At 45.0% G+C, this 12,801-nt stretch carries 8 protein-coding genes; all 8 read right to left on the reverse strand.

Annotated features, from left to right (window positions below):
* Positions 1 to 17: 17 nt before the first annotated feature.
* Positions 18 to 1,568 (reverse strand): alpha-L-fucosidase, encoded by a 1,551-nt coding sequence (locus tag DDR33_RS12995; RefSeq protein ID WP_238387796.1) that lies wholly within the window; start codon positions 1,566 to 1,568, stop codon positions 18 to 20.
* A gap of 88 nt (positions 1,569 to 1,656) precedes the next feature.
* Positions 1,657 to 2,643 (reverse strand): discoidin domain-containing protein, encoded by a 987-nt coding sequence (locus DDR33_RS13000; protein ID WP_158280739.1) that lies wholly within the window; start codon positions 2,641 to 2,643, stop codon positions 1,657 to 1,659.
* Between the two features lie 29 nt (positions 2,644 to 2,672).
* Positions 2,673 to 4,373: a RagB/SusD family nutrient uptake outer membrane protein gene (locus DDR33_RS13005; RefSeq protein ID WP_109416234.1), complete on the reverse strand. Its 1,701-nt coding sequence runs from the start codon at positions 4,371 to 4,373 to the stop codon at positions 2,673 to 2,675.
* Positions 4,374 to 4,389: 16 nt separating this feature from the next.
* Positions 4,390 to 7,839, reverse strand: a complete 3,450-nt coding sequence (locus DDR33_RS13010) for a SusC/RagA family TonB-linked outer membrane protein (protein WP_109416381.1) — start codon at positions 7,837 to 7,839, stop codon at positions 4,390 to 4,392.
* A 298-nt stretch (positions 7,840 to 8,137) separates the two neighbouring features.
* Complete coding sequence (locus DDR33_RS13015; protein WP_109416235.1) at positions 8,138 to 9,211, reverse strand: FecR family protein; 1,074 nt, start codon at positions 9,209 to 9,211, stop codon at positions 8,138 to 8,140.
* Between the two features lie 162 nt (positions 9,212 to 9,373).
* Positions 9,374 to 10,000 (reverse strand): RNA polymerase sigma-70 factor, encoded by a 627-nt coding sequence (locus tag DDR33_RS13020; RefSeq protein WP_158280740.1) that lies wholly within the window; start codon positions 9,998 to 10,000, stop codon positions 9,374 to 9,376.
* A 954-nt stretch (positions 10,001 to 10,954) separates the two neighbouring features.
* On the reverse strand, positions 10,955 to 11,308 hold the full coding sequence (locus tag DDR33_RS13030) for an RNA recognition motif domain-containing protein (protein WP_109416238.1): 354 nt from the start codon (positions 11,306 to 11,308) through the stop codon (positions 10,955 to 10,957).
* A gap of 151 nt (positions 11,309 to 11,459) precedes the next feature.
* Positions 11,460 to 12,801, reverse strand: a 1,342-nt coding sequence (locus tag DDR33_RS13035; protein ID WP_317047445.1) for a sensor histidine kinase, incomplete at its 5' end; no start/stop codon positions are given.

Raw genomic sequence — 12,801 nt, forward strand, 5'->3', positions numbered from 1 at the left:
CCCCCGACTTTCTACTTTTAACTTTTAACTTTTAACTTAAAAACCCCTGCCTCCGCAATCACCGCTTTCGCCCTGGATGCCTCAATTTTCAATCTCAGCCTGTCAGCCCTTACAATCGGGAAACGAAGGATTCGCTTATACCCAACAGTAGTTCCCGACGTCGCTTTTTTCCATTCTCCATCAGCAAAATATTCCAGGGAAAACTGCTCAACCCTTTGCCCTTTACGGATATCCTCCTGGAGCAACAGCATATTAAATTCTTCCATTTCCTCAAGCTTTATGTCTATGACCGCTGTACCAGCAGAAGCCTTCGGCGTCCAGGAAGTCGCATCGTTTTTGTCTGTAAGCACATTTATTTTTTTCCCCGACGCTTTCACAACTGCTTTTGTCAGCAGGTTTCTCTCGAACGCTTTATCCAGGCTTTTCCTGAATCCCTGCAACGCCTTCACATCGCTATCGTGTAATAATCCTCTTTTATCAGGAGGAATATTCAGAAGAAGAACACCGTTTCTGCCAACAGAGCTGAAATAAATATCCATAAGCTTATCCGGGCTCTTCACTTTATCATTTTCCTCAGGGTGATAAAACCAGCCCGGCCGGATAGAGACATCTATTTCTGCCGGATACCAAACCAGACTTTTCGCCTTTAAGATCTTACTGCGGCTGCCCAGATCGTCATCCATCATATTCATAGGGGCAAAACCAGCCTCTTTCTGCGAGCTGGCAGCAACTTTACCCTGAACCAGTTCATCTCCGGGAACTACGCTCCATTCGGTTTCACGGCCATAACCGGATTCGGTGCCCACCCAGCGAACATCCGGCCCCATTACCGCGATCACAGCAGATGGCTGAAGCTTCCGGATCAGCGAATACCACCTGTTAAAATCATACACCTGTTTTTTCCCTTCCGGCCCTTCACCATTAGCTCCGTCAAACCACACTTCATCTACACGGCCGTAACCGGAAAGAAGTTCCGTCAGCTGGTTCACAAAATAATCGTTATAAGCATCCGTTCCGAATAACTCATTGTTCCTGTCCCAGGGAGACAGGTATACGCCAAAACCAATCCCATATTCATGGCATGCATCTGCTACCTCTTTTACCACATCCCCCTTACCAGCCCTCCAGGGACTGCTCTTGACTGAATGTTCCGTGTATTTACTCGGCCATAAACAAAACCCGTCATGATGTTTAGCAGTCAGGATCACCTGCTTAAAGCCGGCCTCCTTACAGGTCCTGACCCATTGCCTGGCATCAAGCTCAGACGGATTAAATATAGCAGGGTCCTCTTTCCCATCCCCCCATTCCCTGTTCGTGAAAGTGTTGACCCCAAAATGGAGGAAAGCAGTTAGCTCAAGGCGTTGCCACCTCAGCTGCCGCTCTGAAGGGACAATTCCGGCAGCTCTGCTGATAATTTCAGATTCAGAGGACTCCGGAGGAATCACAACATAGCTCTTAGGGTCAACCAGCTGTGCAAACGAACTGGAAAGATTTGTTATGCACATCCCTGAAGTCAGAAAGAGACAGACCAGGTTGAGAAATTCTTTTGGAAAGGTAAGCTTAACCATTATTCAATGAATATCAGAATGAATGCAATATACGAAAGACACATATCCTCCGAAAAAGGTATTGCCGCAGAAAATCTGCGGCAATATTTCAGAACGCAGACACCTCAGCAAAGAAGGTGATATTGGTATTTCCGTTAGTCGCCGTTACCGTTACCCTGAAATACCTGACAGAATAAGCCTGGGCAAAGAAAACAGATTGCCGCGCATTAACCGCCGCCAGCTGGAAGGTACCCGCACTTTGCCAGCTTTGACCATCTGAACTTACATCAACCACAACAGTCTTGGGAGCTCCGTTAGGAGCATTCTGACGTGCTGTTAAATATAAACCGGAAAGCGTGTTAACAGCGTGCATGTCTATTGCGAGATGGTGAGGAAGAGGAGGCTCTCCGCCATCCCATTGCGTATGCCAGAATGTATTGAGTTTACCGTCAAGCGCAAAAATAGCCCTTCCATTATCAGGACCTTCTCCACTGGCTTCTTCAGAATCTACACTATAAATCGTCCATGCCGATCTGCTGATCTCAGGATACACAGGAGGAGTAACATTCAGAACAAAATAGGTCGTTGCCAATGCCCTGTTTACAGGAAAGCCGCCCCCAGCCTCTGTTAAGCTTACCGGAACCATATAGTTATGTCCTTCCTGGATCAGCTTTCCGTTAAGAGCAAAGCCGGTATTCTCACTGATGCTCATTCCCTTTTTTATGGTCGATGAACTATTAGAGAAAGACAATACATTGTCAGGAACTTTCTCATAAACAGGCAGGCCTGCCTGTGCGCGGGCATTATTAACTGAATCCCATTTCGAATAATCGACAGCAAAATCCACGCGTACATCTTCGGGAGCATTCAGGTAACCCGATCCCGCAAAGAACGCATTAACATCAACCATGTACGAAGTATCACTTTGAAGCGGAGCTCTTCGGGCCACCGTTACGTTCTGAAAGTTCCCGGTCGCTGCCTGCGACATATAGATCCGCACATCCCCTTTCTTATCACTAAAGGAATCATCTTCCTTACAGCCCGCTGCAAAGACCAAAAGGCCGGCGAGTAGTATAAATATGAATTTCGTATTCATCGTTATCTCATTAATTGACAGATAAAACATTACCATCCCGGGTTCTGAGGTAACAGAGCCGGATTGAGGGTTAACTGATCGGTCGGTATCGGATACAGATACATTTTGTCATTCCATGTCCTGCTCGCAACATTAGGATAAACCCTGATATAAAAATTACCATTCACCTGTACATTGCTCACCTGACTCGCCGGATATTGAGATCTCAGAGCAGGAGTTAACTTCATCCCCAGTATCGTTTCCGGGTTCTCCAGGAGCTTCCCGGCTTTCCATCTCAGCAAATCATCGAACCTGTGGCCCTCGCCGACTAGTTCAATTCTTCGCTCCCTCCTGATCTCGTCTATGAGCACCGGAAGCTCCGGAAAATCAGAATCCGGGTCTTTAACCAAATTGGCAATAACCATATTTGCCATACCCACCCGGCTCCTTATTTCATTAATCGTCCTGTTGATCACTGTCTGATCTGCCTCCCCCAGCTCCGCTTTCGCCTCCGCATAGATCAGAAGAGTTTCTGCATAACGGAAAATAAACAGATCCAGGGTCGACTGGCTTTGTACCCATTGCAATGGATCCGGACTATAATTTTTAATCAGTGCGTAGCCCGTTACCACTCCCGGTATCCGCGGCAAAGTCATCAGATCCTTTGTCCCGTCCGTATTATTCGTAAACGAGAATCCCCTTGTCGCAATGATTTGTGAGAACCTGGGATCCCGGTTCGCCTGCTCATCATCCAATGTATTATCTCCCAGGTATAACGTACTCAGTGCTGCAGGCTTTCCGTCTCTCATTAAAAATGAACGGACAAAATCCTTGGTCAGAGCCGGCCAGACGTTTGAAATATCTCTCGTAAGGTTGTGCATACTCACATCCCTGATAAACCTGCGGGCAAGAATATTCTCTTTATTTCCTTTAAGTTCTTCCTGTATGAAGAGATTATAATAGTCGGATGAAGGGTTTCCCGTTTTGTATATCTGGTATCGACCGGTATTCATAAGCGTTTCAGCAGCGGATGCAGCCTCCCGTAAGAATTTCTGTTCATCACCCAGGCCATGATATTTCCTAAAAGTCCCTTCCCACAAACAGATCCTTGCTTTTAATGCCAGGGCCACATCTTTTGTAATACGGCCGGCAAAATTGGAATTTGTTGCATCAGCAGCGTTCCCGGCAGCAAAATCAAGATCCGCCAGCACTGAATCCATCACCACCTTATGCGGCTGTCTCGGGCCGTACAGGGCCATCGATGAGGTGTCTGTCAAATCACTTGAAAGCCAGGGTACCGCTCCAAATCGTTTGACTTTCTCCCAATAAAATAAAGCCCGGAAAAAATGTGCTTCACCGCCGTAATAATTTTTCAGCGTCTGATCTATCACCGCGCGGTTGTAACGCTTCAGAAAAAAATTAACATTTCTGATCCCCGCCCAGTCACTAATAGACCAGCCTCCACCGTTTGGCGGCACCACATACTGTCCGGAAAGAAACTGATTGATATTTCCCATGGCGTAATTATCCGATTGCGCATCGGTTCCATAATCAGAAAGCGGGTCTCTTGTTCTTTGAACCGGCAAATTGTCATAGAAGCGGTTGATATACAACTTGAGATCGTTCTCATTTTTAAAATAAGTCTGCTCACTGATGGCGTCTAAAGGAAATCTGTCAAGAAAGCCTTCCTTCTTACAGGCTATAAAAGGAAGAAGCAGAATGACTATATAGAGAATCTTTTTTGTTTTCATAATCCTAAATTTCAAATTACAATCCAACCTGAAGACCAAAGGCGATCGAACGGCTGAGAGGATACGTTTGTCCGTTCAGTATTTCCGGATCGAAAGCCTTATGAAGGTCTGTGATCTCAAAAAGGTTCTGTCCGGTTACATAAAAGCGCGCCCGGTTTACCTTTATCCTGCCGGTCAGCGACTTTGGAAGTGTATATCCGACCGTAACCTGTTTAAGACGCGCGTAAGCGGCGTTCTGACGATATTTAGTTTGCTCCATCTGGTTATACCAGGCTCCGATTTTGTTTACAGGATAGTACGCATCCCGGTTTTCGGGAGTCCAGGTATCAAGGTTATATTTCAGAGGGACAGACCATTCATCTGTAAATCCCCAGAAGTATGTACCATAAAGCCAGGCATCCCTTTTCATTACGCCCTGGAAGAACAATGTGGCATCAAATCCTTTGTACTCTCCTGATAAGTTTAACCCAAACTGATAACGGGGGGTTGTGTTACCGATCACCCGCCGGTCGCCAGGGTTTTGCAGGGTGTTGTCCCCCTGGTTAATAGTCCCGTTTCCGTCAAGATCCGCATACCGGATGTCACCCGGCAGCCAGCTTCCTCCCCAGATTTCCTTTTGGCTGGCAGATTTATTTATCTCATCCTGTGATTGAAAGAAACCAGCAGTGGTATATCCCCACTGATCGCCAAGCTTGTATCCGGCGTAGTAAGTCTGCGCGCCGGAGGTTGGCAGCAGGTTCGTCGGGTTAAGATCAAACTTCGTTACTTTTGATGTGTAATCGGAGATATTGAATCCAATGTTATAGCTAAAATCTTCACCAATCCGGTCATTCCATGTAAGATTAAGTTCCCATCCTGTTGTTTTCAGATCTACCGAGTTGCTTTGCGGCGGATTTGCCCCGAGTACAGCTGGCAGGGGTGCAGATGCATAAAGCATATCCTTCGTCTTGCGTTCGTAACGATCAAAGCTCAGACCCAGCCGGTTTTTCAGGAACGAAGCATCTAACCCCAGATTAAAGGTTTGTACTTTCTCCCAGGTAAAATCAGGATTTACTAATCCGGGGGCACCCACATACGGGCTGGTCAGGTTATTATCAAAAACATACCCGGTTTGTCCGGTTGGCATTGTCGCGATGTAGGGGTAGGGACTACTTGTAGCCTGGTTACCTGACGTCCCCAGTGACCCGCGAAGTTTTAAGTTATTAACAGCTCCCTTCCACTTTTCAAAGAATTTCTCCTCCGACATACGCCAGCCTGCCGACAATGAAGGAACAAAAAGATAACGGTCTCCTCTTTTAAAACGAGAGGTCCCGTCATACCGGCCATTCACTTCCAGCAGGTATTTGTCGTCATAAATATAGTTTAACCTGAAGAAGGAACCGCTCACAGCCCACTCAGACAAAGCACCTCTCACAGCCGGATTGGGATCATAGTTCGGTACCAGGCTCTCCAGCGTCGGGTCGATGAGGTTCTTGACTGTAACCCCAAAGCTGCGGTTCTTTTTTAGCTCCTCATTGTATCCCACCATTGCTTTGAAGTAATGTTTCTCTGCAAAAGTATTTTCGTACTCCGCGTAACCGTTCAGGGCATAATAGGTATCACTGCTATTTGTCTGATAAAGTCTGCTGGGCGAGGTCCAGGAATATGTACCCAGCAAGACCCCGTCTGCACCATATTCATTAAATGCCTTATAGTGCTGGCTCCGGTTATAAAAATACCCGTTCCATGTATAGTCAGCCACCACGCGGACTTTCCTGAGTGGTTTGACTATAACCTGGCCCGTCAGCCACACGTCATTGATATCGTATTTCTGACGCCCGTTCTGCTTCATCAGGGCAATCATATTAGTATAATTTCCCTGCCCCGAAAAGTTACCGTCGGGATGATAAACCGGCATCAGAGGAGTCAGATCTGTAGGAATGAAAGATCCCGTTATAGATGTAGTATCATTAAACTGGGTGCCGTTGGGAGTGTCATAGGCACTATGGTTCAGAGTTGCCTTAAAGTTAAGATCCATCCATTTTGTGGTCTGGTTATTCAATTTCAGCGTTGCATTATACCGGTCATAGCTCTGGTTTGCCTCCTTCAAAAGTCCCTCCTGGTTAAAATATCCCATACTTGCCATGTAGGTTGTCTTTCCTTCTCCGCCTGACAAGGAAATATTATGCTGCTGTTGCGGCTGATAGCCCGGATATAAAACATCGATCCAATCGGTACTTCCCACATACCTGTACTTCCTGGGGTTGGAAGGATCTGTATAAACCGGTAAATTATTAGCCGGATCTGCAAGAAAAGCCTCAGCCCTGATAGAATCTTCGTCGGTGTAATTATAGCTGTTTCCTCCTGCCCTTCTCACCGCATCTCTGAACATCCCGATATACTCGGGCCCATTGAGGAATTCCGGCAGTCTGGTTGGCCGGGAAAGCGTATAATTTCCCGAATAACTGACGCTTACCTTACCTGTGGTTCCGTTTTTAGTTTTAATCAGGATCACCCCGAATGCACCCCGTCCTCCGTAAATAGCCGCAGAAGCAGCATCTTTAAGCACCGTTACACTCTCAACATCTTCAGGATTCACCAGGTTGGGATCCATCACCACTCCGTCCACAAGGACCAGCGGACTTTCCTTTCCGGTCAGCGTTCCTAATCCCCTCAGGCGAAAGGACGATCCCTGGCCTGGAGAACCACCCGGATTGGTGACTGTTAATCCCGGCATCGTTCCCTGTAATCCCTGTGCCAAATTGGTCAGCGGCCTGTTTTCCAGAACCTTCGATGACACCGTTGCCACGGAACCCGTTAAGTTCGCCGCCTTTTGCGTCCCATATCCTACAACAACTACTTCATTCAGGCTATTATTCAGGGGCAGTAATTTGATGGTAACGGGTTCGGTTCCCCTTACTGTCACTTCCTGCCCCTGAAAACGGTAATGCCAGGAGAAACCCGGTACACTTGTTCCTTCAGTTCCTCTTATTGTCACTTCCTGCACCTGATAGCCGATATAGGAAATCACCAAAACAGCATTTTCAGGAACCTCTAGCGAAAATGAGCCATTAACATCTGTTGAAACGCCGCTGGTTGAACCTTTTACCTTAACAGACGCTCCCGGCAGCGGCTGCCCCGTCTCATCAACCACTTTTCCGCTGATCCGTACAGCCCGAAACAATTCTCCTTTCGGAACAATTGCAACCAGCCTCTCCGACAGCTGATTATAAGTATATGGAGAATCATTAAGCAACTGATCAAGAACGGAGAGAACGTCCTCATCCGTTACATGGATATCCACTTTTTTATCCGAAGATATCCTTCTTTCACTGTAAACAAACCGGTAACTGCTTTTCTTCTCGATCGCAGTCAGCACCTGTTTAAAACCCGCCGACTTAAAGTTAAGTGTAACTTTAGTTTGTGAATATACACTTGCCAGCGCCTGCAGGTTTATAATTAATATAAGAGCAAGTGTCAATTTCATGATTAACAGACATTTTAAAAGTCCGTAACATTTTCCCACACCCCCGGGGTGTATAAAAAATTTCATACTTTTGTTAAGTTAAAAGGTGAACAAATCAACCTGGTGCCAACAGGTTGTGAAATTTAAGTCATCTGATTTTTTTGAGGGGATTGGTGCCAACAATCCCCTTTTTCGTGGTTAAGTAACTGTTTTTTCCTGCATATATTTTCGTTGATTGGTTAATATATTTTTGAATATGTCAATTCAGAAAGACGATATTGCACCTGAAAGATTTGTTAACATATATATGCTTTGTTAATTAATATATATAGACAACATCCCCTTCGATCCTGTACTGAAAAGGATCTGCCGTTTGAAGGGCCTTTAAAACCGCACGAAGAGGTTCCCCCGCAAATGTCACAGTATACCGCACCTGCTTCAGCTGGTCATTTTTTATCCTGATAGTAACATTATACCAACGTTCCAGGCTCCGGCAAACTTCGTCCAGTGGCTCATCCTTAAATACCAGCTTATTCTGTATCCAGGAAGTTTCCACAATAGCTGAATCCTGCTTTCTCATGTAAGTGATTTCGGTGAGAGTATTATTGGGAAGATCTATCCGCCCCGCCTGTTCTTTGTTTCCGGCAGATGACCCTTTTAACGGAGAAAAGTTTACAATAAGCTTTTCTGTCGGCTTCAAAATAACCTTATCTTCCGGACGGTCTTTCAGGGTCACTTCCACTGCCCCTTTTATAAGAGTTGTCTCACTGGTTGATTCATCAGGATATGCCTTTACATTAAATTCAGTTCCCAGCACGCGAACGTTCATCTTCTCGGTATGGATCACGAAAGGATGCTCCCGGTCTTTCTTTACATCAAAATATGCTTCTCCGACCAGGTATACTTCTCTGCCGCCGTCCGGAGCGTTTGCCCTGTATCGTAACTTACTTGAAGAGTTCAGGGAGATCCTGGTTCCGTCCGGCAATGAAAAGTAAGCCTTCTGCCCTCTCTTCGTCACCTTTTCCAGCCATGTATCCTTTTCGGCAGGGATATTTGGTTGATACAATCTGTACAGAAACACCGAGATCACTCCCACCGCAAGTACAGCCGCAATACTTCGCCACCTATACGGCCTGAATGCCCTTTTCGTGGGCTCTTCGTTCATTATTTTCACCTCCGGCCCCGCCTGTTCGATCTTCTGGTAGATCTTTCTCAGCAAATTCTCACTGTTTGTTTGATTTGAAGAATGCTCCGACCAGTATAATTTGAATAATTGGTATCGCTTCATATAAGAGTCATCCGCCAGTGCCTGCTGGAATTCCTCTTTCTCACCGGGAAGAATCTCCCCGGATAGATCTTTTAAAAGCAGCTCTGTAAACCTGTCTTCTGTCATCCTGAATAAGGGATATTATCCTTTTTGTCAAGGACAATTTTTTCCGGAGATATGCTTACAGGAAATTTAGTTTTTTTTCACTTTTCTCAAAAAAGAGACGAGTCTCGTGAGAGAACAAAAAAGAAGTGTTTATAAAGATCAGAGACCCTGCATTCAGACGTCTTAAAAAACAAGTGATAACAAAACAAAAAAGGCAATACTCAACAATATATGGGTATTTGGAGACAGCAGATCAGATTTAATATAAGGCAGCATAATGAGGTTTAGTTTTTTCATCGCCCTGAAAAGCTGTGTCTGAACAGTTCTTTGCGAGATCCCCAGGATCAAGGCAACATCCTTGTATTTCATTCCATCATCTTTTACCAGCCTGAAAATGATCCGGCATTGGCGGGGAAGAGAATCAATGGCCTGATTCAGCTTAAAGATCAGCTCCCGTTTTTCCATCTCTACATCGGGACAATGAGTGTCAACCAGGTGAAGGGTGGAATCTTCCAGTGCAACGATATGAATGCTGGAGAACTTTTTAATATGATTTAATGCCAGATTTTTTACAGAGATAAACAAGTACGTTTCAGCTTTCCGAACATGTTTCAGATCTTGTCTCTGAGTCCAGACTTTTACGAAAACATCTGACACGATCTCCTCCGCCACTTCCTTCTGATGGACATAAAAAAGACCGAACTTTATAAGACGGGAGTTTAAAGCATAAAAAAGTTCTTCGAAAGCCTTCTCATCGCTTTTCTCAACGATACGCAACCATAGCTCCTGAATGTTGTAGATCTTCTTCAAATGAATGCGCTTTAAAATACTAAGCTAGTGAATAATTCAGCAAGAAACTTACCCCATTATTAAAAATAAATTAACACTATGGCAGCACACAATTAACAAGAGAATAACAGGCAAACATCGTACCTTCGTATTAGTCCGGTTTCAATCGAATTAACTACTATCCGGCGTCTGTCCATTCTGCTTGTTTTACTACCAGGAGGCGGTACCCTTGAGGAAGGATCCATGAATTAGATGTACCCGATGGGTACCCGAATGGGGAGCTATCCCGGATGAGAGCACGTTGACAGCACGGTGAGAGCAGGGTGAGTGCACCTTTTGCTGGAAAAGGGTGCACTCACCCTGCTCTCACCGTGCTCTTACCTTGCATTCATCTCGAGCTGGGGCAGCAGCGGGGCCCCACAGCACCAGCGTTATTCACAGAATTATCTTCCTGTCTGCCGGGTACTGTCCCTCACCGGTTCAGCGCGCGAATTTATTTGCTTTTTGTATATAGCCTATTGACCGGTAAAAGTCCGGTCACAGAATCAACATTCAGATTAACACCAGCATAAACGGCATACCGTGGATCAAAACCCGTGAAGATACCCCAACCGAAATATCCGTTCACCACGGTCTTTTTATATGTATGCTTGCAGGATGCCTGTTCCGGCAAAGATTCTATATTAGCGGGATTAGGCGAATATCCGTCTATCCGTTAAGAGCGACAAATAAAGATCCATAAAGAATTCATTTTCAAAAAAAGACTTCCACAAGGTTTACATTTTGATAATAAAAGAAATCAGTAACTCCGAAAGGATCCTGATTTGATATAGCGTCCGGAATTTTTAAAAAAAGAAGGCTTAACCTTTTCTTCTGACAAGGTTGTAAGTATCCAAATATCCTTCACCAGCGACAAGCCAGTGAAAGATATAAACTCTATTTGCGACGCCTGAGCTAACTCAGCCGCTAATTTCTTTAGTCCTGCTCCTGATTTCTGTCCTGGTAGTTCTTATTATAACCACCTCTGTTGAAACCACCGCCACCACGGTTATTGCCGAAATTATTTCTGCGGTTATTATTACCGCCGGCTTTTTCTTCTGCCTGGGCAACAGCAATCGCACGACCATAGATCTCAAGGCCGTTAAGATCGGCTATCGCCTTTCTTGCCTGCTCATCATCTGGCATTTCAACAAAACCAAAACCCTTCTTTTTGCCTGTTTCCTTATCGAGCACAAGTTTTACTGAAGATACTTCTCCGTATTCTTCAAAAGTCTCCCTGATGTCGTTTTCTTCTAATTTAAAAGGCAGACTTGCCACGAAAATTTTCATTGTAGTAATTTGTTTGAGTTAGGGGGAATAGTATAATGATATTTATTTGTTATTATTTCGAGAGATATGTGAGCGTAATTATCTTTCTGTGACAGATGCATTTAAAATACTGCTACAATATACGAAGAATTATATTACAAAACTTTTTTTTTTAAAATTGTAGTATAAATACCGATCCTTCACCTTCCCTGGATTGCACCTGGATATTCCCCTTATGCAACAGCATAATCTGTTTACACAAGCTCAGCCCTATGCCGCTGCCTGTTTTCTTTGTACTGAAGAACGGAATAAAGATCCTTTCCTGCAAGTCAGGAGAAATACCAGGGCCATTATCGGCCACCTGAATAAGAGTTTTCTTCGCCGGGGTTTGAACTGCGGAGAGAAGAATCCTTGGTTCGGCACTTTCCTTTACTGCATCAATAGCGTTGACTATAAGGTTGATCAGCACCTGCTCGATCAGGCTGGGATCTATTTCAAACTGCAAACCCGGATCTTTAAGGATGATGTCCATCTCGATATTTTTGCTGTCGAGGGTTGGCTGCATCAACTGATAAAGATTCTCAAACAAATCCCGGACATACATTTTCTTAAGACTGAGAGTCGTAATCTTATTAAGGGTCCTGTAAGTCTCTGCGAATTTCAAAAGGCCCTCACTCCGCCGTTTAATGGTTTCGATCCCAACTTTAATATCGTCAGTAGAACACGGATCTTCCTCCGGACTAGATGCAGAACTCTCGAGACGAGTCTTCAATGTGTCGGCAAGCGAAGATATGGGGGCTACCGAATTCATAATCTCGTGGGTCAGTACGCTCAGTAATTTCTGCCAGGCTTTTGCTTCTGTCTCGTCCAGAGCTTCGTTAATATTTTGAAAAGCGACCAGCTTGTATTTTTTCCCTTCTGTCTGAAATGCCGTTGCAGAGAGGAGGATCTTGAAGGAAGTAGATTCAGGATGTATGGAAACGATCCGGCTTTCTCCCGGAACCAGTTCGATGATAGCGGAGTACAGGCTTTTATCCCGTATCTCCAGAGAATGAACAGTCCTTAGGTAAGGCAGGTTCAGGAGCTTTTTCAAAGACTCATTCATCCATAAGACTTCACCATCCTTCTCTTCGTACGACATGATGCCCGTTTCGATCATCTCCAGGATCTGCTGCAAATACAGATATTGCGTTTCTTTCTCCCTGGTGATCTTTTTAAAGATTGTGTTAATGGAGTTAAAGCCTTTCCTCAGAGGCTTCAGGTTGGCCGGGGCATGGCGAATATCGAAATTCCTTGAAAAATCCCGGTAATATACCGCTTCAACAAAATCATTGATCTCATAATAGACCTCGATCTGCCACCTGCATAAATTATAAACGATCCATACAACGAGCGGCAACAGGATAAACAGCCAGGTGTAGGAACCCTTCACGACCACCCAGGCTATAGCACAGGTACAGATGAACAGCAGTAGTACCCTTAGTATTATATTCCATTGAACCCTATACATGGTG

Origin of the sequence: Pararcticibacter amylolyticus, assembly GCF_003130405.1 — a bacterium.
GTDB lineage: Bacteria > Bacteroidota > Bacteroidia > Sphingobacteriales > Sphingobacteriaceae > Arcticibacter > Arcticibacter amylolyticus.

What these genes read in the sequence shown, in the direction of transcription:
- DDR33_RS12995 (WP_238387796.1), bottom strand. Translation starts at nt 1,568, where the DNA reads ATGGTTAAGCTTACCTTTCCAAAAGAATTTCTCAACCTGGTCTGTCTC.
- DDR33_RS13000 (WP_158280739.1), bottom strand. Translation starts at nt 2,643, where the DNA reads ATGAATACGAAATTCATATTTATACTACTCGCCGGCCTTTTGGTCTTT.
- DDR33_RS13005 (WP_109416234.1), bottom strand. Translation starts at nt 4,373, where the DNA reads ATGAAAACAAAAAAGATTCTCTATATAGTCATTCTGCTTCTTCCTTTT.
- DDR33_RS13010 (WP_109416381.1), bottom strand. Translation starts at nt 7,839, where the DNA reads ATGAAATTGACACTTGCTCTTATATTAATTATAAACCTGCAGGCGCTG.
- DDR33_RS13015 (WP_109416235.1), bottom strand. Translation starts at nt 9,211, where the DNA reads ATGACAGAAGACAGGTTTACAGAGCTGCTTTTAAAAGATCTATCCGGG.
- DDR33_RS13030 (WP_109416238.1), bottom strand. Translation starts at nt 11,308, where the DNA reads ATGAAAATTTTCGTGGCAAGTCTGCCTTTTAAATTAGAAGAAAACGAC.